Annotated in this window: 26 protein-coding genes; 16 read left to right on the top strand and 10 right to left on the bottom strand. The window is 59.7% G+C overall.

The annotated features are described in order from the left end of the window. The first annotated feature begins 532 nt into the window (after positions 1-532). A complete protein-coding gene (locus KGB14_RS10505; protein WP_223486303.1) occupies positions 533-901 on the top strand; it encodes a DUF6124 family protein in 369 nt (122 codons plus the stop codon). A 165-nt stretch (positions 902-1,066) separates the two neighbouring features. On the opposite strand, the gene KGB14_RS10500 is transcribed toward KGB14_RS10505, so the two are convergent. After that, positions 1,067-1,783: an SIMPL domain-containing protein gene (locus KGB14_RS10500; RefSeq protein ID WP_223486301.1), complete on the bottom strand. Its 717-nt coding sequence runs from the start codon at positions 1,781-1,783 to the stop codon at positions 1,067-1,069. Between the two features lie 262 nt (positions 1,784-2,045). Here KGB14_RS10500 and KGB14_RS10495 point away from each other — a divergent pair, with 262 nt between their 5' ends. Continuing rightward, positions 2,046-2,234, top strand: a complete 189-nt coding sequence (locus tag KGB14_RS10495) for a hypothetical protein (RefSeq protein WP_223486299.1) — start codon at positions 2,046-2,048, stop codon at positions 2,232-2,234. 177 nt (positions 2,235-2,411) lie between these two features. Here KGB14_RS10495 and KGB14_RS10490 read toward each other — a convergent pair whose 3' ends face one another. Continuing rightward, positions 2,412-2,606 (bottom strand): hypothetical protein, encoded by a 195-nt coding sequence (locus tag KGB14_RS10490; RefSeq protein ID WP_223486297.1) that lies wholly within the window; start codon positions 2,604-2,606, stop codon positions 2,412-2,414. 33 nt (positions 2,607-2,639) lie between these two features. On the opposite strand from KGB14_RS10490, the gene KGB14_RS10485 reads away from it, so the two are divergent. The 4 genes from KGB14_RS10485 (at position 2,640) to KGB14_RS10470 (ending at position 7,217) form a co-directional block, all read left to right on the top strand. After that, complete coding sequence (locus KGB14_RS10485) at positions 2,640-3,902, top strand: ATP-binding protein (protein ID WP_223486295.1); 1,263 nt, start codon at positions 2,640-2,642, stop codon at positions 3,900-3,902. Continuing rightward, positions 3,895-4,455, top strand: coding sequence for a response regulator transcription factor (locus tag KGB14_RS10480; RefSeq protein ID WP_223486292.1), 561 nt, complete (start codon positions 3,895-3,897; stop codon positions 4,453-4,455). Before KGB14_RS10485 ends, KGB14_RS10480 begins: the two co-directional genes overlap by 8 nt. Before the next feature lie 96 nt (positions 4,456-4,551). After that, entirely contained in the window at positions 4,552-6,279 is a 1,728-nt protein-coding gene (locus tag KGB14_RS10475; protein ID WP_223486290.1) for an ABC transporter ATP-binding protein/permease, read from the top strand. A gap of 188 nt (positions 6,280-6,467) precedes the next feature. Then, positions 6,468-7,217 carry a FadR/GntR family transcriptional regulator gene (locus KGB14_RS10470; protein ID WP_223486288.1) on the top strand — a complete coding sequence of 250 codons (750 nt, stop codon included), beginning with the start codon at positions 6,468-6,470 and terminating at the stop codon, positions 7,215-7,217. A 156-nt stretch (positions 7,218-7,373) separates the two neighbouring features. Here the strand turns inward: KGB14_RS10470 and KGB14_RS10465 are convergent, their stop codons facing one another. Together KGB14_RS10465 and KGB14_RS10460 are read right to left on the bottom strand one after the other, a co-directional pair. Beyond that, on the bottom strand, positions 7,374-7,565 hold the full coding sequence (locus KGB14_RS10465) for a hypothetical protein (RefSeq protein ID WP_223486286.1): 192 nt from the start codon (positions 7,563-7,565) through the stop codon (positions 7,374-7,376). Between the two features lie 14 nt (positions 7,566-7,579). Beyond that, positions 7,580-8,911, bottom strand: coding sequence for a phospholipase (locus tag KGB14_RS10460; protein WP_223486284.1), 1,332 nt, complete (start codon positions 8,909-8,911; stop codon positions 7,580-7,582). 234 nt (positions 8,912-9,145) lie between these two features. Between KGB14_RS10460 and kdgD the strand changes: the two genes are divergently transcribed. From kdgD to KGB14_RS10435, 5 genes are all read left to right on the top strand, one after another. Further along, complete coding sequence (gene kdgD / locus KGB14_RS10455) at positions 9,146-10,057, top strand: 5-dehydro-4-deoxyglucarate dehydratase (protein ID WP_223486282.1); 912 nt, start codon at positions 9,146-9,148, stop codon at positions 10,055-10,057. A gap of 61 nt (positions 10,058-10,118) precedes the next feature. Continuing rightward, the gene (locus KGB14_RS10450; RefSeq protein WP_223486281.1) at positions 10,119-11,564 is read left to right on the top strand and encodes an aldehyde dehydrogenase family protein; all 1,446 of its coding nucleotides are present in this window, start codon (positions 10,119-10,121) and stop codon (positions 11,562-11,564) included. A gap of 206 nt (positions 11,565-11,770) precedes the next feature. Further along, entirely contained in the window at positions 11,771-13,138 is a 1,368-nt protein-coding gene (locus tag KGB14_RS10445; protein WP_223486279.1) for an MFS transporter, read from the top strand. A gap of 11 nt (positions 13,139-13,149) precedes the next feature. After that, a complete protein-coding gene (gene garD / locus KGB14_RS10440; RefSeq protein ID WP_223486277.1) occupies positions 13,150-14,703 on the top strand; it encodes a galactarate dehydratase in 1,554 nt (517 codons plus the stop codon). Between the two features lie 186 nt (positions 14,704-14,889). Beyond that, positions 14,890-15,831 carry an AEC family transporter gene (locus KGB14_RS10435; RefSeq protein ID WP_223486275.1) on the top strand — a complete coding sequence of 314 codons (942 nt, stop codon included), beginning with the start codon at positions 14,890-14,892 and terminating at the stop codon, positions 15,829-15,831. A gap of 129 nt (positions 15,832-15,960) precedes the next feature. Here KGB14_RS10435 and KGB14_RS10430 read toward each other — a convergent pair whose 3' ends face one another. The 6 genes from KGB14_RS10430 to gatC all read right to left on the bottom strand — a co-directional run bounded on the left by KGB14_RS10430 (position 15,961) and on the right by gatC (position 21,185). After that, positions 15,961-16,341: a carboxymuconolactone decarboxylase family protein gene (locus tag KGB14_RS10430; protein ID WP_048396581.1), complete on the bottom strand. Its 381-nt coding sequence runs from the start codon at positions 16,339-16,341 to the stop codon at positions 15,961-15,963. Next, positions 16,338-17,399: a calcium/sodium antiporter gene (locus tag KGB14_RS10425; RefSeq protein WP_223486273.1), complete on the bottom strand. Its 1,062-nt coding sequence runs from the start codon at positions 17,397-17,399 to the stop codon at positions 16,338-16,340. The genes KGB14_RS10430 and KGB14_RS10425 overlap by 4 nt, the downstream gene beginning before the upstream one ends. Positions 17,400-17,449: 50 nt before the next feature. Further along, positions 17,450-17,824 (bottom strand): septal ring lytic transglycosylase RlpA family protein, encoded by a 375-nt coding sequence (locus KGB14_RS10420; protein WP_223486271.1) that lies wholly within the window; start codon positions 17,822-17,824, stop codon positions 17,450-17,452. Positions 17,825-17,973: 149 nt separating this feature from the next. Further along, positions 17,974-19,419 (bottom strand): Asp-tRNA(Asn)/Glu-tRNA(Gln) amidotransferase subunit GatB, encoded by a 1,446-nt coding sequence (gene gatB / locus KGB14_RS10415; RefSeq protein WP_223486268.1) that lies wholly within the window; start codon positions 19,417-19,419, stop codon positions 17,974-17,976. Positions 19,420-19,429: 10 nt separating this feature from the next. Beyond that, on the bottom strand, positions 19,430-20,881 hold the full coding sequence (gene gatA / locus KGB14_RS10410; RefSeq protein WP_223486266.1) for an Asp-tRNA(Asn)/Glu-tRNA(Gln) amidotransferase subunit GatA: 1,452 nt from the start codon (positions 20,879-20,881) through the stop codon (positions 19,430-19,432). A gap of 16 nt (positions 20,882-20,897) precedes the next feature. After that, the gene (gene gatC, locus KGB14_RS10405) at positions 20,898-21,185 is read right to left on the bottom strand and encodes an Asp-tRNA(Asn)/Glu-tRNA(Gln) amidotransferase subunit GatC (protein WP_007901429.1); all 288 of its coding nucleotides are present in this window, start codon (positions 21,183-21,185) and stop codon (positions 20,898-20,900) included. Between the two features lie 210 nt (positions 21,186-21,395). Here gatC and mreB point away from each other — a divergent pair, with 210 nt between their 5' ends. The 5 genes from mreB (at position 21,396) to rng (ending at position 26,394) form a co-directional block, all read left to right on the top strand. Next, complete coding sequence (gene mreB / locus KGB14_RS10400) at positions 21,396-22,433, top strand: rod shape-determining protein MreB (RefSeq protein ID WP_002555108.1); 1,038 nt, start codon at positions 21,396-21,398, stop codon at positions 22,431-22,433. Positions 22,434-22,576: 143 nt separating this feature from the next. Further along, positions 22,577-23,701, top strand: a complete 1,125-nt coding sequence (gene mreC, locus KGB14_RS10395; protein ID WP_223486315.1) for a rod shape-determining protein MreC — start codon at positions 22,577-22,579, stop codon at positions 23,699-23,701. Next, positions 23,701-24,192 (top strand): rod shape-determining protein MreD, encoded by a 492-nt coding sequence (mreD, locus tag KGB14_RS10390; protein WP_223486264.1) that lies wholly within the window; start codon positions 23,701-23,703, stop codon positions 24,190-24,192. The genes mreC and mreD overlap by 1 nt, the downstream gene beginning before the upstream one ends. A 90-nt stretch (positions 24,193-24,282) precedes the next feature. Further along, positions 24,283-24,879 (top strand): Maf family protein, encoded by a 597-nt coding sequence (locus KGB14_RS10385; RefSeq protein WP_223486262.1) that lies wholly within the window; start codon positions 24,283-24,285, stop codon positions 24,877-24,879. A 57-nt stretch (positions 24,880-24,936) separates the two neighbouring features. Further along, the gene (gene rng / locus KGB14_RS10380) at positions 24,937-26,394 is read left to right on the top strand and encodes a ribonuclease G (protein ID WP_223486260.1); all 1,458 of its coding nucleotides are present in this window, start codon (positions 24,937-24,939) and stop codon (positions 26,392-26,394) included. Positions 26,395-26,462: the final 68 nt, after the last annotated feature.

Below are 26,462 nucleotides of genomic sequence, written 5' to 3'. Positions count from 1 at the left end.
ACCCCACGTAGGAGCTGCCGAGTGAAACGAGGCTGCGATCTTTTGACGTTGATTTTCAAGATCAAAAGATCGCAGCCTCGTTTCACTCGACAGCTCCTACAGTCATCCGTGTCAGATGAGCATTCGGTGTCAGACGTGAGATTGATCGTTCTCACGCTCCCGCGTGGGAATGCCGCCAGGGACGCTCCGCGTTCCGCTTTTGAATGTTTAACGGGTGTGTCAGAGCTCAGACCTTTCCCACGCAATTTTCAGGTTGTCGGTCGGAAGTGGGCCTTTTAGTCTTTGGCTCTCGCTGCCAAACCAGCGAGCAGGTGTGGAAACCTGACCCTTAAGTAGTTGCACTGCATCACCACCGTAGTCGTTGCCGACGTCTTCTTTCGTCTGCAAACTGCGTCATGGCGGCTGTGCGTGGGCAGACTTCGGTCTGGCCGGGTGCCTACTTACCGGTTTTCCACCCTGCGTACAGCTGCCACCTTTTTGTCGTGTGGAAACGACAAATGGATGGCTCCCACTCGCAAGTAGGAGTTTTTATATGGATAAGTTAATCCCGGACCCACCCTTCAACACCACCACCCCCAACGCCGAAGCCTCGCGCACCGAAGAATTGCTCAAAGACCGCGAAGCCATAAAACGCGCCCTCGACTACTACCTCGACCCCCCGCCGCCATACACCGAAAAGCCCCGTCGCCCCAGCACGATGTTCATGGTCGCCCCGGGGGCCGACACCGAAAGCCTGCTGGCCTACGCCTACGAATCGTTGGCCTCGGCGAGTGTCCTGGTCAGCGATTTCGCCAACGCTCTGATCGGCCCGCAGCGCCATACGGCGATGGCGATTCAGCAGATCATCATGGTGGCGGAATTGGCGGTGAACCGGGCGTTGGATAACGTTGATCCGGCGTAGAGCGCGTTATCGTTCTTCGCGGGCAAGTCGGATCGCCGCACCGCTCGCTCCTACGGGACTTGGTTGTACACAACATTTATGTACGCCCCAGAACCCTGTAGGAGCGAGGCTTGCCCGCGAAGGCGGCGGATCAGTCACTACAAAACTGACTGACCCGCCACCGCATCAAGGCATCAACACTTCAATCGCCCCATCCGCCGTCATGCTGACCTGGCTGGTGCCCGCTTCAACCTCGGGCGTCACTGGCGCCGAATCCATGGCCGCCGCTTTCATCATCATCGGTCCGCGCATGTACGGCTGTGGATAACCATTGCTGTTGAGGTTCAGGTTGACGATTTTGTAGCTCTTGCCACCCAGGGCGTCGGTGGCCAGTTGGGCGCGGGCCTTGAAGGCGGTCACGGCTTCTTTGAGCAGGGCGTCTTCGCTGGCTTTGCGGGTCGGGGTGGCGATGGCGAAGTCCATGCCGCCCATTTTCAGGTCGGTAAGCAGTTCGCCGGTGAGCTTGGAGAGGGCGGCGAAGTCCGAGCTTTCCAGGCGCAGTTCGGCGCGTTCACGCCAGCCGGTGATTTTCTGGCCTTTGGTGTCGTAGATCGGGTAGCTGTTGCGGCTGCCCTGACGCAGGGTGATGTCCTTGACCTGTTTGGCCTGGGCCAGCGCTTTGTTCATGGTGGTGCTGACGTCGGCGGCGAGTTTGGCCGGGTCGGTGTTTTGCTCTTCGGTGTAGAGGGTCACGATCATCAGGTCGCGGGCCACTTCCTGGCTGACTTCGGCGCGCAGGGAGATCTGGTTGTAATGCAGTTCGTCGACGGCCAGGGCCGGGAGGCTGGCGACGGTGCCAACGCTTAAGGCAAGAAGGGCGGCGCTGCGGCGCAATGTGTGCATGAAAAGCTCCTTGGACGGGGCGCAGGGGTTAGGGTCCGATCCTGCATGAAACCATCAGACTCTAGCTTCAATGGTCCGGTTCGCACAGTTACAACTTCTATACAGATGGCTCTATTCACAGTGGAAACAGGGGTACCTGTTAGTTCTGACAGTAGAAATATCTCGCAGCTTGATTGAGCATGATTGCAAGCCCACCGCAAAAGCCTTCACCGGCCAAAGCGGTCGGCTTCAACAACGTGCAAATCTGAATAAGGAAATAATCATGACCCCTGAAGAAAAACAGGAAGCAAGGCAAGCTGGCTATGACGTTGTGCAAGTTGCCGGGTACGGTGACGCATGGTGGTGGCAGATTCAGAAAGATGGAACGCTCATTGGGGGGAAGTACGGAGAAGCGGATGAGGCGTGGAGGCAAGTTGGTAACTACTTGCTTCCGCCCGAACTGAGGTTCTAATTAGTGTTGTAGAACCGCAAATCATCAGCCAGGATCTGCAGATCGCAGCAGTGAACGAAATCCTGCATGAGCAGGGCTGACGGATCTGATAAACCGGCGATCACGCATGGGTAGCCGGTTTTTTTTGCTTGTCATATCACCGCATAGACACCTCAATCGCTTCATCCGCTGCCATGCTCACCTTGCTCGTCCCTGCTCCTGTTTTTCAGGTGTGACGGTTCCTTTGGACGCAGCTTCCATCTTTATTTGCGGTCTCATACAGGTTTGTGGATAACCGGTGTTGCCGGTGGCTTTCAGACGCTGCGGGGTCAATGCCATGTGGCCGTTTGCCGCACTTTTGCCTGCCAGCCCCCGTGCTTGGTTATACTCCATGCGATCCGCCTGGAGCGCTCATCAGGAGAGCTCATGCTCGCCCCCGTTCAAATCACTTCCGCCACTCGCCAGAACCTCTGGCGGCTCACGTTCATCCGCACGTTGGTGCTGGCCGCTCAGGCCGGTTCCGTAGGCCTGGCCTACTGGTTAGACCTGCTGCCGTTACCCTGGCTGCAATTGGCGATCACCCTCGGTTTTTCCATGGTGCTCTGCGCGCTGACCGCGATTCGCCTGCGCACGTCATGGCCGGTGACCGAGCTCGAATACGCCGTGCAACTGGCCTGCGACCTGTTTATCCACAGTGCCTTGCTGTATTTCTCCGGCGGTTCGACCAACCCGTTCGTTTCTTATTATCTGGTGCCGCTGACCATCGCTGCCGTGACGCTGCCGTGGCGCTATTCGGTGATTCTGTCGGGTATCGCGTTGGCGCTTTATACGTTGCTGCTGGCGCGGTTTTACCCGCTGGAAACGTTCCCGATCGCCCGGGAGAACCTGCAGATCTACGGCATGTGGCTGAGCTTTGCCCTGGCCGCAGCGGTCATCACGTTTTTCGCTGCCCGCATGGCTGAAGAGCTGCGTCGTCAGGAAGAACTGCGTGCCATTCGTCGCGAAGAAGGCCTGCGCGATCAGCAATTGCTGGCCGTTGCGACCCAGGCTGCCGGCGCCGCCCATGAACTGGGCACGCCGCTGGCGACCATGAGCGTGTTGCTCAAGGAAATGCGTCAGGACCACCCCGACCCGCTGTTGCAGGACGATTTGAGCGTGCTGCAGGATCAGGTCAAACTCTGCAAAGAAACCTTGCAGCAGTTGGTGCGGGCGGCGGAGGCCAATCGCCGCTTGGCGGTGGAAATGCAGGACGTCACCGACTGGCTCGACGAAGCCCTGAACCGCTGGCACCTGATGCGCCCGGAAGCCAGTTACCGCTTCCAGCGTCTGGGCCAGGGGACCGTGCCGCGCATGGCGCCACCGCCGGACCTGACCCAAGCCCTGCTAAATTTGCTGAACAACGCCGCCGATGCTTGCCCTGAAGGCTTGCAAGTGACCCTGGACTGGAATGCCGAAGATTTGACCATCAGCATTCGCGACCATGGCGCCGGTGTGCCACTGGCCATTGCCGAGCAGATTGGCAAACCATTTTTTACCACCAAGGGCAAAGGTTTCGGCCTGGGCCTGTTTTTGAGCAAGGCCAGCGTGACACGCGCCGGCGGCTCAGTGAAACTCTACAGTCATGAGGAAGGTGGCACGCTTACCGAGCTGCGCCTGCCCCGTGTCGCCCGAGGAGACGAACATGAGTGACGAGATCCAAGTTGAAGGCGAAGAACTGCCGCATTTGCTGCTGGTAGACGACGACGCAACCTTCACCCGCGTGATGGCCCGCGCCATGGCCCGCCGTGGTTTTCGCGTCAGTACCGCAGGTTCCGCCGAAGAAGGCCTGATCATCGCCCAGGCCGACATCCCGGATTACGCTGCCCTTGATCTGAAAATGGACGGCGATTCGGGCTTGGTGTTGCTGCCCAAACTGCTGGAACTCGACCCGGAAATGCGCGTGGTGATTCTCACCGGCTACTCGAGCATTGCCACCGCTGTCGAGGCGATCAAGCGCGGCGCCTGCAATTACCTGTGCAAACCGGCGGACGCCGATGACGTGTTGGCCGCGTTGCTCTCCGAGCACGCCGACCTCGACACCCTGGTGCCGGAAAACCCGATGTCCGTGGACCGACTCCAGTGGGAGCACATCCAGCGCGTACTGACCGAGCACGAAGGCAACATCTCCGCCACCGCCCGTGCCTTGGGCATGCACCGCCGTACGCTGCAGCGCAAACTGCAAAAGCGTCCGGTCCGTCGCTGAACCGGCGCTGAACAATTGTTGTCACACCTCGTTACAATCCGAGCCGTTCATTTATGATCGGCTCGCGTGTGTTCTTTTCTTTATCGAGCCTTATCCATGAATCAGAACGCTGAATATTCCGCGGTCAACGATGCTGTGCGCGGGCAGTTTTTTCGCAAAGTCTGGGCGATGACCATCCCTTACTGGCGCAGTGAGGAGAAGGGCAAGGCCTGGACATTGCTGATCGCGGTGATCGCGCTGTCGTTGTTCAGCGTGGCGATTTCGGTGTGGATCAACAGTTGGTACAAGGATTTCTACAACGCCCTGCAGAAGAAGGACGAAGCGGCGTTCTGGCAATTGATTTTGTATTTCTGCGGCATCGCCGCCGTGGCGATTCTCGGCGCGGTGTATCGGCTTTATCTGACCCAGATGCTGACGATTCGCTGGCGCGCCTGGCTCACCGAAAAGCACTTCGCCCGTTGGCTAGGCGACAAGAATTACTACCAGCTGGAGCAAGGCGGTTATACCGATAACCCGGACCAGCGGATTTCCGAAGACCTCAACAAGTTCACCACCAATACCCTGGGCCTGGGCCTGGGTTTGATCCGTAACATCGTCAGCCTGGTGTCGTTCTCGATCATTTTGTGGGGCGTGTCGGGCAGCATCGAAGTGCTTGGCTTCACGATTCCCGGCTACATGTTCTGGTGTGCGCTGGTTTATGCCATCGTCGGCAGCTGGCTCACGCATTTGATCGGTCGTCGCCTGATCGGCCTCAACAACAACCAGCAACGTTTCGAAGCCGACCTGCGTTTCTCCATGGTGCGGGTCCGCGAGAACGCCGAAAGCATTGCGCTGTACAACGGCGAGCCCAATGAGAACCGTCGTCTGAGTGACCGCTTCGGTATGGTCTGGCACAACTTCTGGGACATCATGAAAGTGTCCAAGCGCCTGACTTTTTTCACTTCCGGTTATGCCCAGATCGCAATCATCTTCCCGTTCATGGTGGCGGCACCGCGTTACTTCGCCGGCAAGATCGAACTCGGTGAGCTGATGCAAATCAACTCCGCATTCGGCAACGTCCAGGAGAACTTCAGTTGGTTCATCAGCGCATACCAGGACCTCGCCGAGTGGCGCGCCACCTGTGATCGTCTGCTGAGTTTCCGTCAGGCCATGACCGACAATGAAGAGCGTGCACCGGCCATCGACGTACAGAATCAGGGCTCGGCATTGAGGGTGCATAACCTTGGCCTCGACCTCGCTGATGGTCGTCATTTGCTGACCAACGCCGACATGACAGTGGAGGACGGCGAGCGCGTCATGCTCAGCGGTCGTTCCGGCAGCGGCAAATCGACCTTGTTGCGGGCGATGGGGCACCTTTGGCCGACTGGCCACGGCAGCATCCGCCTTCCGACGGGGCGTTATCTGTTCCTGCCGCAAAAGCCGTATCTGCCGATTGGCACCTTGCGCGAGACGCTGAGTTATCCACAGCCGGGCGACACCTACCCGCACGAGCGCTACGTCCATGTGCTGGAAACCTGCCGCTTGCCGCACCTGGTTTCGCGTCTGGATGAAGCCAATCACTGGCAGCGCATGCTTTCGCCGGGCGAGCAACAACGTCTGGCCTTCGCCCGAGCGCTGCTTTATGCGCCGCAATGGCTGTACATGGATGAAGCGACTTCGGCGATGGATGAAGAAGATGAGGCGTCGCTGTATCAGGCGTTGATCGATCAATTGCCGGGGCTGAGCATTGTCAGCGTCGGGCATCGCAGCAGCCTGAAGCGTTTCCATCCACGGCATGTGCGTATCGAGAATGGCCACTTGGTGGACCAGACCGTGACCGCGTGAATACCGTAGATCCCTGTGGGAGCGAGCCTGCTCGCGATGAACGATAACGCGGTTATTCAGACGAACCGAGTCGAGGCCATCGCGAGCAGGCTCGCTCCCACAGGGGCCAGTGTTTTCTGACGGTGATCGTACAACTCGCATGCGCTATGATGCGGTTTCAGCCGTAACTTCCGAGACAGACGTTCACCATGGAAAACCCGATCGACGCACCTCGCCTCCCTCGCAAGCGCCGCAGCCTCGCTCAGGAACTGGTGACGGTGCTGTCCGAGCAGATCCGCGACGGTCACCTCAAGCGCGGCGACAAGTTGCCCACCGAGTCGGCGATCATGGAGGCCCATGGCGTCAGCCGCACCGTGGTGCGCGAAGCGATTTCCCGTTTGCAGGCCGCCGGGCAAGTTGAAACCCGTCACGGCATCGGCACCTTCGTGCTCGACACGCCGAGCCCGAGCGGTTTCCGGATCGACCCGGCCACCGTGGTCACGTTGCGGGATGTACTGGCAATTCTGGAGCTGCGCATCAGTCTGGAAGTGGAGTCCGCCGGCCTTGCCGCGCAACGCCGCAGCCCTGAGCAGTTGGCCGCGATGCGCGCCGCTCTCGATGCACTGAACGAAAGCGCCGCCCATGCCAGTGACGCCGTGGCTTCGGACTTTGCCTTCCATCTCGAAATCGCGTTGTCCACCGGCAACCGCTATTTCACCGACATCATGACCCACCTGGGCACCAGCATCATTCCGCGCACGCGTCTGAACTCCGCGCGCCTGGCCCACGACGATCAGCAGCACTACATGAGTCGCCTGAGCCGCGAACACGAAGAGATTTACGACGCGATTGCCCGCCAGGATTCCGATGCGGCGAGGGCGGCCATGCGGTTGCATCTGACGAATAGCCGCGAGCGGTTGCGCCAGGCCCATGAAGAGGCGCAGGCGCAGCGGGGATAGGTTTGCAGGTTGGGGGATTTGTTGCCTGACAGATAGCCATCGCGAGCAGGCTCGCTCCCACAGGGCTTTGTGTCGATCACAATAGTGCGATTCCACACAGATCCAATGTGGGAGCGAGCCTGCTCGCGATGAGGTCAGTGGCCTTCCTGAAATATGTCAGCCAGTCCTCAAAATCGAACGATCCACCCTCACCGCCAACTCAACAGCCCCAGGTTTGGCATCGAAAACCGCATGCCCGCGCTCATCCACAAGCGCCCGGGCAATCGGCAAGCCTTTCGACAGCAGTTCCAGCGGCGCACCTTTCAGCGATTGGCCCGAAGCCAGTTCCAGTTTCAATTTGATAGTCATCAGTGATCTCCTTATCAGGCATTGGCCGCTGAATTCAGCACGCCGGTTGGTTGGTAGTCCTTGAGTAGCAAATAAGTGCTCCAGCCCCACCAATCGTCCACGGTGGCGGTGTCGTTCAAGTTATTGACGTCCTTGCGCCGCAATACCTTGTTGCCCTCGACTTTGAACAGCGCCGAGAAATTGCCGGCCGGTTTCAGTACCGCTTGCAGGTCAGGCAGCTTTTTCAAAGCAGCAAAGTCGCCGGCCGACGGGGCGATGCCACTGAGGTACGTCGCGAACACTTCATCCGCAGACACCTGAACCGCTTGATTCACCTGTGCGCGATTGGCGCTGTCGATGGCATCGAAGTAGCGCTTGTCGCCGTAGGCGTGCCAGCGATCGCCGTTGCCGTTGCTCACATTGAGCCCGAACTTGCTGTCTTCGTCGTGCATGAAGCGGGTAATCAATGAACCGAGATCGCTCGGCGTAACCGCCGCCGCCAACTGTTTGCGCGGTACTCGCAGGTGACCGGCGGAAAACAGGTCAGTCAGGTAGTGATCGGCAAAAGCGTTCATCGCATAGGCCAGTTTCAACTGATTCTCGTCGCCGCTGTTGTGGGCCAGCATCGCCTGTTGCAGCGCTGCGGTATGGCCGGCGATGTAGGCGAGCAGCGCCCATTCGGCAAAGTGGTCGGCATTGTTGGCGGCGAGCTTCAGATAACGCCCAAAAGGGAACAACGCCGAGACCAGACTGCCTCCGCCGGTGATCTTGTTCCACTCTTCCGACAACGTATCACCCAAGGCGTCATAAGCCTCATGAGGCTGTTTGCCGTCCTTGATCGCTTGGTTGACGGCGGCGATTTCCTTTTGCATGACGCCGAGGATCAGCTTGGCTTCGGCATTAGAGGCGGGCAGTACGGCCAGGGAATTGAAAGCGTTGGTAAAACGCTGAATTCGATCTACCGGTGTTGCGCCTTCGCTGATTGGTTGATCGGGAACACCATAGAAATCCCCCCCCAGCGCAACGATCTGGCCATAGGTCAGCGCTAGCCCATTGGGTAGATGCAGCTCCACCTGCGAAGCGGGGATAGCCGGCGAATCCTTGACGAATCGCAGCAGGGTGCTGTCACCGATGGCGGTATGTTCACCCCCCTCGAATCTCAGCGGCGGCTTGCTTTTCAGGGCTTTTTTCGGTGGCGTCGGTAGCACGCCAGGTGAGTCATTCTTGTGCGTGTGAGGGTTGCCTGTATGCAGTTTCAGAACGTCGCCATCGCCGGAAATGGCGATGCCGTGCCGGGTAAAAAGATCATCCAGATTGGCAATGACCTCTAGGGCCTTTTCCTTCGGTTGTGCGTGTAGACCTGACATTTCTAGCTCCTTGATATGTCGTAGGTAGAATCAAATATAACTGTATGGATATACAGTTATCCGAAGCGTAGATGAGAAACTTCCTACGTCAAGGAATTACTTTTTCCGACGCAAATGTTGAGGCCAGCGATGAAATGCAGTTGACGGTTGTATTTTAAGTTGTACGATGACCTACAACTTCGGCGAAGGCTGAACGGTTTTCTCACACAACGTTGCTACCAGGGTGTTCGAATAATGAATCCACAAGAACTGAAGTCCATCCTCTCTTCCGGCCTGCTGTCGTTCCCGGTTACCGACTTCAATGCTCAGGGCGATTTCCATCGCGCGGGCTACATCAAACGTCTCGAATGGCTGGCCCCATACGGCGCCTCGGCATTGTTCGCCGCGGGCGGCACCGGTGAGTTCTTCTCTCTGGCGGCCAGCGAATATTCGGAAATCATCAAGACTGCCGTTGATACCTGCGCCACCAGCGTGCCGATTCTTGCCGGCGTAGGCGGCGCCACCCGCCAGGCCATCGAATACGCTCAGGAAGCCGAGCGTCTGGGCGCCAAAGGCCTGTTATTGCTGCCGCACTACCTCACCGAAGCCAGCCAGGACGGCGTGGCCGCCCACGTTGAAGCGGTATGCAAATCGGTGAACATCGGCGTGGTGGTGTACAACCGCAACGTCTGCCGCCTGACCGCTCCATTGCTGGAACGACTGGCCGAGCGCTGCCCGAACCTGATCGGTTACAAGGATGGCCTGGGCGATATCGAGTTGATGGTGTCGATCCGTCGCCGCCTCGGTGATCGCTTCAGCTACCTGGGCGGTTTGCCGACCGCTGAAGTCTACGCCGCGGCCTACAAGGCTTTGGGCGTACCGGTCTACTCGTCGGCGGTGTTCAACTTCATCCCGAAAACCGCGATGGATTTCTACCACGCCATCGCCCGCGACGATCACGCCACGGTTGGCAAAATCATCGACGACTTCTTCCTGCCGTACCTGGACATCCGTAATCGCAAGGCCGGTTACGCGGTGAGCATCGTCAAGGCCGGGGCGAAGATTGCCGGTTTCGACGCAGGCCCCGTACGTGCACCGCTGACCGATCTGACGGGCGAAGAGTACGAAATGCTCGCCGCGCTGATCGACAAGCAAGGTGCGCAGTAACACATCCGATTAAGTAAGGCCGCTGAGCAATCAGCGGCCTTTTGCGTGAGGAGATTTCAAAGTGGCAGATGCAAAGCGTTTTGATAACTACATCAACGGCGAATGGGTGGCGGGCAGTGATTACTGCGCCAACATCAACCCGTCCGAGCTGAGCGATACCCTCGGCGACTATGCCAAGGCTGATCTGGCTCAGGTCCATGCCGCCATCGACGCCGCTCGCGCCGCGTTCCCCGCCTGGTCCACTTCCGGCATTCAGGCACGTCACGATTCTCTCGATAAAGTCGGCACTGAAATCCTCGCCCGTCGCGAAGAGCTCGGCACCTTGCTGGCTAGGGAAGAGGGCAAAACCCTGCCCGAAGCCATCGGCGAAGTGACCCGCGCCGGTAATATCTTCAAGTTCTTCGCCGGCGAATGCCTGCGCCTGTCCGGTGATTACTTGCCGTCGGTGCGTCCGGGCGTCAACGTCGAAGTCACTCGCGAAGCGCTCGGAGTGGTCGGCCTGATCACCCCATGGAACTTCCCGATTGCGATCCCGGCCTGGAAAATCGCTCCGGCCCTGGCTTATGGCAACTGCGTCGTGCTGAAACCGGCCGACCTGGTGCCGGGCTGCGCCTGGGCGCTGGCCGAAATCATCTCCCGCGCCGGTTTCCCGGCCGGCGTGTTCAACCTGGTGATGGGTAGCGGTCGTGTGGTTGGCGATGCGCTGGTGCAGAGCCCGAAAGTCGACGGCATCAGCTTCACCGGCTCCGTGGGCGTGGGCCGGCAGATCGCTGTCAGCTGCGTGTCGCGCCAGGCCAAGGTCCAGCTGGAAATGGGCGGCAAGAACCCGCAGATCATTCTCGACGACGCCGATCTCAAGCAAGCGGTCGAGCTGTCGGTACAGAGCGCGTTCTACTCCACGGGTCAGCGCTGCACCGCGTCGAGCCGCTTCATCGTCACCGCTGGCATCCACGACAATTTCGTCGAAGCCATGGCCGAGCGCATGAAGTCGATCAAGGTTGGTCACGCGTTGAAGTCCGGCACCGACATTGGTCCGGTGGTTTCGCAGGCTCAGCTTGAACAGGACCTGAAGTACATCGACATCGGCCAGTCCGAAGGTGCGCGTCTGGTCAGTGGCGGGGGATTGGTGACGTGTGACACCGAAGGTTACTTCCTCGCGCCGACGCTGTTTGCCGACAGTGAAGCCGCGATGCGCATCAGCCGCGAAGAGATCTTCGGCCCGGTGGCCAATATCGTTCGCGTCGCCGATTACGACGCTGCGCTGGCCATGGCCAATGACACTGAGTTCGGCCTGTCGGCGGGCATCGCCACCACATCGCTGAAGTACGCCAATCACTTCAAACGCCACTCCCAGGCCGGGATGGTGATGGTCAACCTGCCGACCGCCGGTGTGGATTACCACGTTCCGTTCGGTGGGCGTAAAGGTTCATCCTATGGATCACGTGAGCAAGGTCGCTATGCGCAAGAGTTTTACACGGTCGTGAAGACCAGCTACATCGGCTCCTGACAGGAAACACCGCGGTATCGGTATCGATACCGCAACCCTCGTGGGACTGTAGGAGCTGTCGAGTGAAACGAGGCTGCGATCTTTGTTTTTCAAGATCAAAAGATCGCAGCCTCGTTTCACTCGACAGCTCCTACAGTCCGACAGCCCTGCAGGGAACGCAACAGTTTCACCCGCGCATAAAAATAATCAGTGGGAGTACATCTACAATGCAATCGACCAAGCCGACTCACGTCCGCTATTTGATCCTGCTCATGCTGTTTCTGGTGACCACGATCAACTACGCCGACCGGGCCACCATCGCAATCGCCGGCTCCAGCCTGCAAAAAGACCTCGGCATCGACGCGGTCACCCTCGGTTATATCTTCTCCGCATTCGGTTGGGCCTACGTGGCCGGGCAAATTCCCGGTGGCTGGCTGCTGGACCGTTTCGGTTCGAAAAAAGTCTATGCCCTGAGCATCTTCACCTGGTCGCTGTTCACCGTGCTGCAAGGCTATGTCGGTGAATTCGGACTTTCCACCGCCGTCGTCGCGCTGTTCATGCTGCGCTTTCTGGTGGGCCTGGCTGAAGCGCCATCCTTTCCGGGCAACGCGCGTATTGTGGCGGCCTGGTTCCCGACCGCTGAACGCGGCACTGCCTCGGCGATCTTCAACTCGGCGCAATACTTCGCCACCGTATTGTTTGCACCGCTGATGGGCTGGATCGTTTACGCCTTCGGCTGGCAGCACGTGTTCATCGTCATGGGCGTGATCGGTGTCATCTTCTCGGGGATCTGGCTGAAGGTTATCCACAGCCCGCGTCAGCACCCGATGATCAATGACGCCGAGTTCAAACACATCGCCGACAACGGCGGCATGGTCGACATGGACCAGGACAAAGGCAAGGGCAAAAAGGTCGACGGTCCGAAGTGGGACTACATCCGCCAATTGCTGACCAACCGCATGATGCTCGGCGTGTATCTGGGCCAGTACTGCATCAACGGCATCACTTACTTCTTCCTGACCTGGTTCCCGGTGTACCTGGTGCAAGAACGCGGCATGACCATCCTCAAGGCCGGTTTCATTGCCTCGTTGCCGGCGATCTGCGGCTTTATTGGTGGTGTGCTCGGCGGCGTGATTTCCGACTATCTGCTGCGCAAGGGGCATTCCCTGACCTTTGCCCGCAAGGCGCCGATCATTGCCGGTTTGCTGGTTTCCAGCAGCATCGTGGCCTGCAACTACGTGGACATCGAATGGATGGTCGTCGGCTTCATGGCCCTGGCATTCTTCGGCAAAGGCGTGGGCGCATTGGGCTGGGCGGTGGTGTCCGACACCTCGCCGAAACAGATCGCCGGTTTGAGTGGCGGCCTGTTCAACATGTTCGGCAACATCGCCTCGATCACCACCCCGATTGTCATCGGCTACATCATCAGCTCCACCGGCTCGTTCAAATGGGCGCTGGTGTTCGTCGGTTGCAACGCGCTGGTAGCCGTCTTCAGCTATCTGGTGATCGTTGGTCCGATCAAACGTGTGGTACTCAAAGAGCCGCCAGTCAGCGGTCCTGAAGCCAACAATAAGTTATCGCAAGCGCATTCCTGAGGAGCGGCGTCATGCAGTTGATTGAACATTCCGACTCGCCGCGCTACATCCGCCTGCACGAGCGGGACAATGTGGTGATCGTGGTCAATGATCAGGGCGTGCCGGCCGGCACTGAATTCCCCGATGGCCTGGTGACCGTGGATTTTGTGCCCCAGAGCCACAAGGTCACCCTCGAAGATATTCCCGAGGGTGGCCAGGTGATTCGTTACGGTCAGACGATCGGCTACGCGTTGCAGCCGATTCCTCGCGGCAGTTGGGTCAAGGAAGATCAACTGCGCATGCCGGCCGCGCCGCCGCTGGACAGCTTGCCACTGTCCACCGAAGTGCCGGCTGCGCAGGCACCGCTGGAAGGCTTCACCTTCGAGGGTTATCGCAACGTCGACGGCACCGTCGGCACGCGCAACATTCTCGGTATCACCACCACCGTACAGTGCGTCACCGGGGTGCTGGACCATGCGGTGAAACGCATCAAGGACGAGTTGCTGCCCAAGTACCCGAACGTCGACGACGTGGTGGCGCTGACCCACAGTTACGGCTGTGGCGTGGCGATCACCGCCACCGACGCGTACATCCCGATCCGCACCGTGCGCAATCTGGCGCGCAACCCGAACCTGGGTGGCGAAGCGCTGGTGATCAGTCTGGGCTGCGAGAAATTGCAGGCCGGGCAGGTGATGCACGAGAACGACAGTTCGGTGGATTTGAGCGAGCCGTGGCTGTATCGCTTGCAGGATTCCAGCCACGGTTTCACCGAGATGATCGAGCAGATCATGGCGTTGGCTGAAACCCGTCTGAAGAAGCTCGATCTGCGCCGTCGGGAAACCGTGCCGGCGTCCGAACTGATCCTCGGCATGCAGTGCGGCGGCAGCGATGCGTTCTCCGGGATCACCGCGAACCCGGCCCTGGGCTATGCCTCGGACCTGTTGCTGCGGGCCGGTGCGACGGTGATGTTTTCCGAAGTCACTGAAGTGCGTGATGCGATTTACCTGCTGACGTCCCGGGCCGAAACCGAGGAAGTCGCTCAGGAGCTGGTGCGGGAAATGGACTGGTACGACCGTTACCTGGCCAAGGGCGAAGCGGATCGCAGCGCCAATACCACGCCGGGAAACAAGAAGGGCGGGTTGTCGAACATTGTCGAGAAGTCCCTGGGCTCGATCGTCAAATCCGGCAGCAGCGCGATCAACGGGGTGCTCGGCCCTGGCGAGCGATTCAAGCGCAAAGGGCTGATTTTCTGCGCGACCCCGGCCAGTGATTTTGTCTGCGGGACGTTGCAGTTGGCGGCAGGGATGAACCTGCATGTGTTCACCACCGGGCGGGGCACGCCTTATGGGTTGGCGATGGCGCCGGTGGTGAAGGTGTCGACCCGCACAGAACTGGCGCAGCGCTGGCCGGACCTGATCGACATCGATGCCGGGCGGATCGCCACCGGGCGGGCGTCGATCGAGGAGCTGGGTTGGGAGTTGTTCCACTACTATCTGGACGTGGCCAGCGGCAAGCAACAGACGTGGGCGGAGCGGCATAAGCTGCATAACGACATCACGTTGTTCAACCCGGCGCCGATAACCTGATACCGCGTTATCGTTCATCGCGAGCAGGCTCGCTCCCACATTTGTCCAGTGTCGAACACAAAATCTGTGTAAGAAGAAGATCCACTGTGGGAGCGAGCCTGCTCGCGATGGCGGTCTACCTGACGCCGATGTCCTCGGTGGCTTATCATTAGCCCCCTAACGACGCCCACCCAAGGTTCTCCCGGCATGCTGGCTATTTTCCTCGAAACCCTGAATATCACCGCGCCGGTGTTTGCCATGCTGTTTCTGGGGGCGCTGCTCAAGCGCATCGACTGGATCAACGACAACTTCATTCATACCGCGTCGGCCCTGGTGTTCAACGTCACCATGCCGGCGTTGCTGTTTCTGGGCATCTTGCATGCCGACTTGCACGCCGCGCTGCAACCAGCACTGCTGATCTATTTCTCGGTCGCGACCCTGATGGGCTTTGCGATTGCCTGGGGCTGGGCGATCTGGAAATGCCCGCGCGAAGACCGAGGCATCTACACCCAAGGCGCGTTTCGCGGCAACAACGGCGTTATCGGTCTGGCCCTGGCGGCGAGTATGTACGGCGACTACGGAATTTCCCTCGGGGCGATTCTCGCGGCGCTGGTGATCCTGTTCTACAACACGCTCTCGACCATCGTGCTCGCGGTCTACAGCCCGGTGATCAAGTCCGATCCGTGGAGCATCTGCAAGAGCGTGATGATGAACCCCTTGATCATCAGCGTGTTTACGGCGGCGCCATTTGCCTATTTCAAAATCGGTTTGCCGGGGTGGCTGGAGACCTCCGGCCAGTACCTGGCGCAAACCACTTTGCCGTTGGCGTTGATCTGCATCGGCGGCACGTTATCGCTGGCGGCGATGCGTAAAAGCGGCACGCTGGCGCTGAGTTCCAGCCTGGTGAAGATGATCGGCCTGCCGGTGCTGGCGACGCTGGGTGCCTGGCTCTGGGGCTTTCGCGGGGCGGAGTTGGGGATTCTGTTTCTGTACTTCGGCAGCCCGACCGCCGCGGCCAGTTTCGTCATGGCCCGGCAGGCCAATGGCAATCATGAACTGGCGGCGGCGATCATCGTGATTACCACGCTGATGGCGGCGGTCACCACCAACGTCGGGATCTTTTTGTTGCAGTGGGGTGGGTGGATTTAACCGAAGGTTTTGCGATGTTCTTAAAGGCCTCATCGCGAGCAGGCTCGCTCCCACAGGGGGATGCGTTCCAACTGTGGGAGCGAGCCTGCTCGCGATAGCAATCTGTCTAACACCAAAGGTGTCCGGTTGTTACTCCGGCTTCTGGTAGGTATCAATCACTTCCTGCGCCGCCCGAAACGCATCGATCGCCGCCGGCACGCCGGCATACACCGCACAATGCAGCAGCGCCTCGCGGATCTCTTCCACGGTGCAGCCGTTGTTCAGCGCTCCGCGCACATGGCCCTTCAATTCTTGCGGGCACTTCAACGCGGTCAGCGCGGCGAGGGTGATCAGGCTGCGGGTTTTCAGCGGCAAACCTTCGCGATTCCACACACCGCCCCACGCGTGTTCGTTGACGAAATCCTGCAACGGCTGGGTGAACTCGGTGGCATTGCCCAAGGCGCGGTCGACGAAAGCGTCGCCCATCACTTGGCGGCGGACTTCAACCCCAGCCTTTTTATCAGTGCTCATGGCAATTCCCTCTTGTGGTGTTGGCGACGCCAGGCGCGCAGCGACGTGAACAGCAAAAACGCCATCAGCGCCGGCAGGACGAAAAACAGCATCAGGTGTTCAAGCTTGCCGGCCAACGGCATGCCGGTGGTGAACGACACCACATGCAGCCCATAGGCCAGGTACAAACCCAAAAACAGCAGACCTTCGGCGCGAGTCACCCGGTAGCCGGAATAGAACACTGGCATGCACAGCACCGCGACACCAAGCATCACCGGCAGGTCGAAATCCAGGGCGTTCGGCGAGACCGACAGCGGCGACGGCGCGATCAATGCAGTCAGCCCGAGCACGCCCAAGAGGTTGAACAGATTGCTGCCGATCACGTTGCCCACCGCGATATCCCGCTGGCCGCGCAACGCGGCGATCAACGAGGTGGCCAGCTCCGGCAGGGAGGTGCTGACGGCGACGATGGTCAAGCCGATGATCCGCTCCGACAACCCCAGATCGGTGGCGACCGCCACCGCGGCGCCGAGTAGCAAGTGCCCGGCGAACACCAGCATCGCCAACCCGGCGACGATCATCAGCAGACTGCTGAACCACGGTGCCTGTGGCGCTTCATGATCCCCCGATGGTGGACGGGCCGAGTGCCGCGACTGACGCAACAGCAAGCCCAGGTACAGCACCAGCGCGGCCAGCAGAATCATGCCGTCGGCCCGGTTCAGCTCTTCGTTCCACGCCAGTACGAACACCAGCAGGCTGGCGCCGATCATCAGCGGAATATCCAGGCGCACCAATTGCCGTGAAACCCGCAGCGGAATAATCAGCGCCGAGAGCCCGAGGGTGACGAGGATGTTGAAGATACTGCTGCCAATCACACTGCCGACGGCGATGTCGGCGTTTTGCGCCAGGGTGGCTTGCAAGCTGACCGCCATCTGCGGCGCGCTGCTGCCGAGGGCCACGATGGTCAGGCCGATGATCAGCGGCCGCACCTGCAGTCGCGCGGCCAGGCGCACGGCGGCGCGCACCATCAGTTCGGCGCCGGCGATCAGTAAAAACAGACCGCTGAACAATTCAATCACGCTGATCAGGGGTAAATCGGCCAGTCCGAAAATAGTCAGCGCTCCGTCAGTCAGTCGTCGAGGGCTTGCACGCGAACCTGTGCGGTGCCACTGCGCAGCATGCCTAACTGTTCGGCCGCTTCACGTGACACGTCGATCAGGCGCCCACGAGAGTATGGCCCGCGGTCGTTGATGCGCACCACGCAGGACCTGTCGTTATTCAGGTTGGTAATCTTCACCCGGGTGCCGAACGGCAACTGGCGATGGGCGGCGGTCAGGCCGTGCTGGTTGAAACGCTCGCCGCTGGCGGTGCGTTTGCCATGGTGTTTGGCGCCGTAATACGAAGCTACGCCGGTCTTGTCGTAGCCGTGTGGATCGATGGTATCCGTACTGGCACAACCGGCCAGCAGAGAGAGCAGGGCGCAGGCACTAAGCAGACGCTTCATAAAAGATATCCCGAATACAAATGTGGGAGCGGGCTTGCTCGCGAATGCATTCTGACAGTCAACCTTGTGTTGAGTGCCAAACCGCTTTCGCGAGCAAGCCCGCTCCCACAGGGAATGGAGCCAGTATTTTAGTGCTGGCTCCATTCCGGTCAGCCTTCGAGCTTGCTTTTAAGCAGTTCGTTGACCTGTTGCGGGTTGGCCTTGCCTTTGGAGGCTTTCATGGCCTGGCCGACGAAGAAGCCGAACATCTTGCCGCGTTTGGCTTCATCTGCCGCGCGGTATTGTTCGACCTGTTCGGCGTTGGCCGCGAGCATTTCGTCCAGCACCGCCGAGATTGCGCCGGTGTCGGTCACTTGCTTGAGGCCGCGCTTGTCGATGATCTCGTCCGCGCTGCCTTCGCCGTTGGCCATGGCTTCAAAGACCACCTTGGCGATTTTGCCGGAGATGGTGTTGTCCTTGATGCGCTGCAGCATGCCGCCCAGTTGCTCGGCCGAAACCGGCGACTGGTCGATGTCCAGGCCTTGCTTGTTCAACAGGCTGCCCAGTTCAACCATGACCCAGTTGGCCGCCAGTTTGGCGTCGCCGCCGATGCTCGCGACTTTCTCGAAGTAATCGGCTTGTTCGCGGCTGGTGGCCAGGACGCTGGCGTCGTAGACCGACAGACCGAACTGTTCCTGGAAACGCTCGCGTTTCTGCGGTGGCAGTTCCGGCAGGGTGGCGCGTACGTCGTCGAGGAACGAGTCCTCGATGACCACCGGCAGCAGGTCCGGATCGGGGAAGTAACGGTAGTCGTTGGCTTCCTCTTTGCTGCGCATCGGACGGGTTTCGTCCTTGTTCGGATCGTACAGACGGGTCTGCTGGATCACCTTGCCGCCGTCTTCGATCAGCTCGATCTGACGTTGCACTTCGGTGTTGATCGCCTTCTCGATGAAGCGGAACGAGTTGACGTTCTTGATCTCGCAGCGTGTACCGAATTCAACCTGGCCCTTTGGACGAATCGACACGTTGCAGTCGCAACGCAGCGAGCCTTCGGCCATGTTGCCGTCGCAGATGCCCAGGTAACGCACCAGCGCATGGACCGCCTTGACGTAAGCCACGGCTTCCTTGGCACTGCGCATGTCCGGCTCGGAAACGATTTCCAGCAACGGCGTGCCGGCACGGTTCAGGTCGATGCCGGTGGCACCGTTGAACTCTTCGTGCAGGCTTTTACCGGCGTCTTCTTCCAGGTGCGCGCGGGTAATACCGACGCGTTTGACGGTGCCGTCTTCCAGGGCGATGTCCAGGTGGCCCTTGCCGACGATCGGCAATTCCATCTGGCTGATCTGGTAGCCCTTGGGCAGGTCCGGGTAGAAATAGTTTTTACGGGCGAACACGTTGTGCTGGCCGATCTCGGCATCGATGGCCAGGCCGAACATCACCGCCATGCGCACCGCTTCCTGGTTCAGCACCGGCAGTACGCCGGGCATGCCGAGGTCAACCAGGCTGGCCTGGGTGTTCGGCTCGGAACCGAAGGTGGTGGAACTACCGGAAAAGATTTTCGACCGGGTGGTGAGCTGGGTATGAATCTCCAGCCCGATCACGACTTCCCATTGCATGTGTTTCTCCTCAGAAGCCGGTTGGGGTGCGGGTGTGCCAGTCAGTGTTTTGCTGATACTGATGGGCAACGTTCAACAGGCGACCTTCCTGGAAATACGGGGCGAGCAACTGCACGCCGACCGGCAGGCCATCGACAAAACCTGCAGGCATGGACAAGCCCGGCAGACCGGCGAGGTTGGCGGTGATGGTGTAGACATCTTCCAGGTACTCAGAGACCGGGTCGTTGTTCTTGGCGCCGAGCTTCCAGGCCGGGTTAGGCGTGGTGGGGCCGAGGATGATGTCGACCTCATTGAAGGCTGCCATGAAGTCGTTCTTGATCAGGCGACGGATCTTCTGGGCCTTCAGGTAGTAGGCGTCGTAGTAACCGGCCGACAGCGCATAGGCGCCGACCATGATCCGGCGCTGCACTTCCGGGCCGAAACCTTCGCCACGGGAACGCTTGTACAGGTCTTCCAGGTTTTTCGGGTCTTCGCAGCGATAGCCGAAACGCACACCGTCGAAGCGCGACAGGTTGGAGGACGCTTCTGCCGGAGCGATCACGTAGTACGCAGGAATCGCGTGCTGCATGTTTGGCAGGCTGATTTCCTTGACCACGGCACCGAGCTTTTTCAGCTCTTCAACGCTGGCCATGACCAGATCAGCGATGCGCGGGTCGAGACCGGCGCTGAAGTATTCCTTCGGCACGCCGATGCGCAGGCCTTGCAGCGAACCGTTGAGGCCGGCGCTGTAATCAGGCACGGGCTCGTCGATGCTGGTGGAGTCCTGCGGGTCGAAACCGGCCATGCCTTGCAGCAGGATCGCGCAGTCTTCGGCGGTGCGAGCGAGCGGGCCTCCCTGATCGAGGCTGGACGCGTAAGCGATCATGCCCCAGCGCGAAACACGACCGTACGTCGGTTTCAGGCCGGTGAGGTTGGTAAAGGCTGCCGGTTGTCGGATCGAACCGCCAGTGTCGGTGGCCGTCGCTGCTGGCAACAGACGAGCGGCTACCGCGGCAGCCGAACCGCCGGACGAGCCGCCCGGAACGCATTCCAGGTTCCACGGGTTTTTCACCGCGCCGTAGTAACTCGACTCGTTGGCCGACCCCATGGCGAATTCGTCCATGTTGGTCTTGCCCAGGGTCACGGCCCCGGCAGCAGCCAGTTTGGCGACCACGGTGGCATCGTATGGCGCCTTGAAGTTGTCGAGCATCTTCGAGCCGCAGCTGGTGCGGATGCCCTGGGTGCAGAACAGGTCTTTGTGCGCGATCGGCGCGCCGAGCAGGGCGCCGCTCTCACCATTGGCCCGACGTGCGTCAGCGGCTTTCGCCTGCTGCAGCGCCAGGTCTTCGGTGAGGCTGATGAAACTGTTGAGCTGCGGGTCGAGCTGGGCGATGCGCGCCAGCAGGACTTTGGTCAGCTCTTCGGAAGAAAACTTTTTATCGGCGAGTCCGCGGGCGATCTCGGCCAGAGTCAATTGATGCATTGCAGGCTCTTTCCCTTTAGTCGATGACTTTCGGAACCAGATACAGGCCGTTTTCGACCGCTGGTGCGATGGACTGATAGGCCTCGCGATGATTGGTTTCGGTCACGACGTCTGCACGCAGGCGCTGGCTGGCTTCCAGTGGGTGGGCCAGCGGCTCGATACCGTCGGTATTGACCGCTTGCATTTCGTCGACCAGCCCGAGAATGCTGTTCAGGGCCGAAGTGATGTGTGGAAGATCGGCATCATTGAGGCCAAGGCAGGCCAAATGAGCGATTTTTTCCACGTCGGAGCGTTCAAGCGCCATGGGAATCTCCAGTGGAAAACAGAACGGACGGCGTCCGTGTGTTAGATTGTCGGAACACTACCGCATTTCTACGGTCTCAAGGCCGCGATTGTGGGGCTTGGTGCACAGAAAAGCGGCCAATTTAACATATTGGCGCCTTGCCCAAAATCCCTGTCGTTGTTAGAGTTTGCCGCACTTTTTTACCCACGCGTTGCCTAGGGTCCCTTTCCCATGTTCAAGAAACTGCGTGGCATGTTTTCCAGCGATCTTTCCATTGACCTGGGCACTGCCAACACCCTTATTTACGTGCGCGAGCGCGGTATCGTCCTGAATGAGCCCTCCGTTGTGGCTATTCGGACACACGGTAACCAGAAAAGTGTCGTGGCTGTCGGCACCGAGGCCAAGCGCATGCTCGGTCGTACGCCGGGCAACATTGCTGCCATTCGTCCGATGAAGGACGGCGTGATCGCCGACTTCAGCGTGTGCGAAAAGATGCTGCAATACTTTATCAACAAGGTTCATGAAAACAGCTTTCTGCAGCCTAGCCCTCGTGTGCTGATCTGCGTTCCATGCAAATCCACCCAGGTTGAGCGTCGTGCCATCCGTGAATCGGCCCTCGGTGCCGGTGCCCGGGAAGTGTTCCTGATCGAAGAGCCAATGGCTGCTGCGATCGGTGCCGGCCTGCCGGTTGAAGAAGCGCGCGGTTCGATGGTGGTCGATATCGGTGGCGGTACCACTGAAATCGCGCTGATCTCCCTCAACGGTGTGGTTTATGCTGAATCCGTACGGGTTGGCGGCGACCGCTTCGACGAAGCGATCATCACCTACGTGCGTCGCAACTACGGCAGCCTGATCGGCGAATCCACCGCCGAGCGCATCAAACAGGAAATCGGTACGGCCTACCCGGGCGGCGAAGTTCGTGAAGTCGACGTTCGTGGCCGTAACCTGGCCGAAGGCGTTCCACGCGCATTCACCCTGAACTCCAACGAAGTGCTGGAAGCTCTGCAAGAGTCCCTGGCCACCATCGTTCAGGCTGTGAAAAGTGCGCTGGAGCAGTCTCCTCCGGAACTGGCTTCCGATATCGCCGAACGTGGCCTGGTGCTGACCGGTGGTGGCGCTCTGCTGCGCGACCTCGACAAGTTGCTGGCCCAGGAAACCGGTCTGCCGGTGATCGTCGCCGAAGATCCGCTGACCTGTGTTGCTCGCGGCGGTGGCCGTGCATTGGAAATGATGGATAAACACACCATGGATCTGCTTTCCAGCGAATAAGTCGCCGGATCGCCTCTATGCTGTTGAGCGCGCAGGCGGCACTTTGCAGTGCTGCCTGTTGGCGTTTATCTTCTGTCAGTCTGCATCCAGGCCGGTTTGATGCCGTATGAATAAAGAACACATTTGCCTGGGAGGAGCGGCTTATTAAACCGCTTTTCACCAAAGGCCCCTCATTGGGCGTGCGCGTATTAGTGCTGGTCGTGCTATCGGTCGCGCTGATGGTGGTCGATGCCCGCTTCACACTGCTCAAGCCAGTGCGTAGCCAGATGTCGCTGGTGCTGATGCAGTCTTACTGGATCACCGACCTGCCGCAGCGGCTATGGCAAGGTGTGGCCAGCCAATTCGGCAGCCGGACCGAACTGGTCGCCGAAAACGAAAAGCTCAAAACCGAAAACCTGCTGTTGCAGGGGCGCATGCAAAAGCTTGCTGCCCTCACTGAGCAGAACGTTCGGCTGCGCGAGTTGCTCAACTCTTCCGCGCTGGTCAACGAAAAGGTCGAAGTGGCCGAGTTGATCGGCATGGACCCCAACCCCTTTACCCATCGCATCATCATCAATAAAGGTGAGCGCGACGGTGTGATCCTCGGTCAGCCGGTACTCGATGCCCGCGGCTTGATGGGGCAGGTGGTGGAGTTGATGCCGTACACCTCTCGCGTACTGTTGCTGACCGACACCACCCACAGCATTCCGGTGCAGGTGAACCGTAACGGTCTGCGGGCGATTGCCAGCGGCACCGGTAACCCGGAACGCCTTGAACTGCGTCATGTTGCCGATACCGCCGACATCAAGGAAGGTGATCTGCTGGTCAGCTCCGGCCTGGGTCAGCGTTTCCCGGCGGGTTACCCGGTGGCGACGGTCAGGGAAGTGATCCACGATTCCGGTCAGCCATTTGCCATCGTCCGTGCGGTGCCGACCGCCGCGTTGAACCGCAGCCGTTATCTGCTGCTGGTATTCAGTGACGGCCGCACCGCCGAGGAGCGCGCCAACGAAGCTGCCCAGGCTCAGGAAGCGCTGGACCAGCATGGCGGTGGGCCGATCATTCCAGCGACCGTGCCGAAACCGGCCGCGTCGATGGTGCCCGCTGCTCCTGCTCCAGCTCCAGCTGCTCCGGCTGTTGCACCTGCCGCCGCGACCCCGGCCAAACCTGCCGCTGCTCATTCTGCTGGCAAGCCACCCGCCGCTGCACCGGCGGCCGCCAAACCCGCTGCCGTGAAGCCTGCTGCCAAACCGCCTGTCTCCGCGCCGGCCACCACTGGGGGAAGAGAATAATGGGCGGTGCAACTTCCTCCCGAAACGGCTGGATAGTTTGGTTGACCTTTGCCATCGGCATGCTGCTCAGCGTTTCGCCGCTGCCGCAATTCATGGAAATCCTGCGTCCGCTGTGGCTGGCTTTGTTGTTGGCCTTCTGGGCCTTGGCCATGCCACAGAAAGTCGGCATGGTGACCGCCTGGTGCCTGGGGCTGGCCGAAGACGTGCTGTATGGCACGTTGCTGGGCCAGAACGCGTTGATCCTCACGCTCATTACGTTCCTGGTGCTGTCGTTGCAACAGCGCCTGCGCATGTTCCCGATGTGGCAACAGAGCCTGGTGATCCTGGTGATCTTCGGCCTGGCCCAACTGGTTCAATTGTGGCTGAGCGCCCTGACCGGCAATCGTCAGCCAACCCTGGCACTGGTGTTGCCGGCACTGGTCAGTGCATTGCTCTGGCCGTGGATCAGCTACGGTTTGCGCGGTTTGCGTCGACGCTACAAAATCAATTAATTCGGTCAGGCATGAGCCCACACCGGTGCCCTGTCTCGCCAAAAAGGAACAGTATTCGTGAGACAGGGCACTGGACAGGGAGATGTCTTGATGAAGCAGCTGTACCTCGCCTCAGGTTCGCCGCGTCGGCGTGAACTGCTCACGCAGATCGGCGTGCCGTTCTCCGCCATCAGCGCGGACATCGATGAAACCCCTTTACCTGAAGAATCCCCGTCGGCTTATGTCGAGCGTCTGGCGCGCGGCAAGGCCGAGGCCGGGCACGGGATGGTCGTGTCTGACGCGGATTTCTGCGTGCTGGGCGCCGATACTGCCGTGGTGCTGGACGGGAAAATTCTCGGCAAGCCGGTGGACGAAGCCGACGCATGCGCCATGCTTATGCTGTTGTCTGGCTGTGAGCATGAAGTGCTGACAGCGATTGCAGTGCGCGATGGCGAGCGCTGTGAGTCTATGGTGGTGCGCAGTCTGGTGCGTTTTCGCACCATCGGACGCGACGAAGCGGCGGCCTACTGGGCCAGCGGCGAACCCCGGGACAAGGCTGGCGGTTACGGGATTCAAGGACTGGGCGCGGTGTTCGTCGCCGGGCTCAATGGCAGTTACTCGGCGGTAGTCGGACTGCCGTTGTGCGAAACCTGCGAGCTGCTCGGCCATTTCGGCATACCCTGTTGGCAAACCCTTAACGCGCGCTGAGCGCCGTACTGACAAGATGCGGCCATTATCGTGAACATGCCTGAACGAGACCCTGCCATGAGTGAAGAGATCCTGATCAACATCACGCCGATGGAATCGCGCGTGGCGGTGGTTGAAAACGGTGTCCTGCAAGAGGTCCATGTAGAGCGTACGCAAAAGCGCGGGATCGTCGGTAACATCTATAAAGGCAAGGTCGTGAGGGTATTGCCGGGCATGCAGGCGGCCTTCGTCGATATCGGTCTGGACCGCGCCGCCTTTATTCATGCCTCGGAAATTTCCCTGCGCGAAGGCCCGGCGGTGGAGAGCATCAGCGCGCTGGTCCACGAAGGTCAGAGCCTGGTGGTGCAAGTCACCAAGGACCCGATCGGCTCCAAAGGCGCACGCCTGACGACGCAATTGTCGATTCCGTCGCGCTATCTGGTGTACATGCCGCGCACTGCCCACGTCGGCATTTCTTTGAAGATCGAAGACGAAGCCGAGCGTGAACGCCTCAAGCAGGTGGTCACCGACTGCGTGGCCAAAGAAGGCATCAAGGAAGCCGGCGGTTTTATTTTGCGTACCGCAGCCGAAGGGGCCGGGGCCGATGAAATCCTCATGGACATCCGCTACCTGCGCAGGCTCTGGGACCAGATCAGTGCCCAGATCAAAACCATCAATGCCCCGAGCGTGATCTACGAAGACCTCGGCCTGGCGCTGCGTACCTTGCGCGACCTGGTGAGCCCGAAGATCGAGAAGATCCGCATCGACTCCCGGGAAACCTTCCAGAAAACCACGCAATTCGTCGCCGAACTGATGCCGGAAATCGCCGACCGCCTGGAGCATTACCCTGGCGAACGACCGATTTTCGACCTGTATGGTGTCGAAGATGAAATTCAGAAAGCCCTGGAACGCAAGGTGCCACTCAAGTCCGGTGGTTATCTGGTGGTCGATCCGGCGGAAGCCATGAGCACCATCGACGTCAACACCGGGGCCTTCGTCGGTCATCGCAACCTCGAAGAAACCATCTTCAAGACCAACCTCGAAGCCGCCACCGCCATTGCCCGCCAGCTGCGTCTGCGCAACCTGGGCGGGATCATCATCATCGACTTCATCGACATGGAAGACGAAGAGCATCAGCGTCAGGTGTTGCGTACCCTCGAGAAGCAACTGGAACGCGATCACGCCAAGACCAACATTATCGGCATCACCGAGTTGGGCCTGGTGCAGATGACCCGCAAGCGCACCCGCGAAAGTCTTGAGCAGGTGCTGTGCGAACCGTGCAGCAGTTGCCAGGGTCGCGGCAAGCTCAAGACCCCGGAAACCGTGTGCTACGAGATCTTCCGCGAAATCCTGCGTGAGGCCCGGGCTTATCAGGCCGAAGGCTATCGGGTGCTGGCGAATCAGAAAGTGGTCGACCGCTTGCTCGATGAAGAGTCGGGCAACGTCGCCGAGCTCGAGGGCTTTATCGGGCGCACCATTCGGTTTCAGGTGGAAACCATGTATTCCCAGGAACAATACGACGTGGTGCTGCTCTGAATCGTTTCAAATCCACTAGAACGGCTGGCCTCAGCTTTTTGCAGTATTTTTGCCATGGGAGCCAACTG

The organism is Pseudomonas sp. A-RE-19 (genome assembly GCF_019956555.1).
Taxonomy (GTDB): Bacteria; Pseudomonadota; Gammaproteobacteria; order Pseudomonadales; family Pseudomonadaceae; genus Aquipseudomonas.
This window is presented reverse-complemented; position numbering and strand designations above follow the sequence as displayed.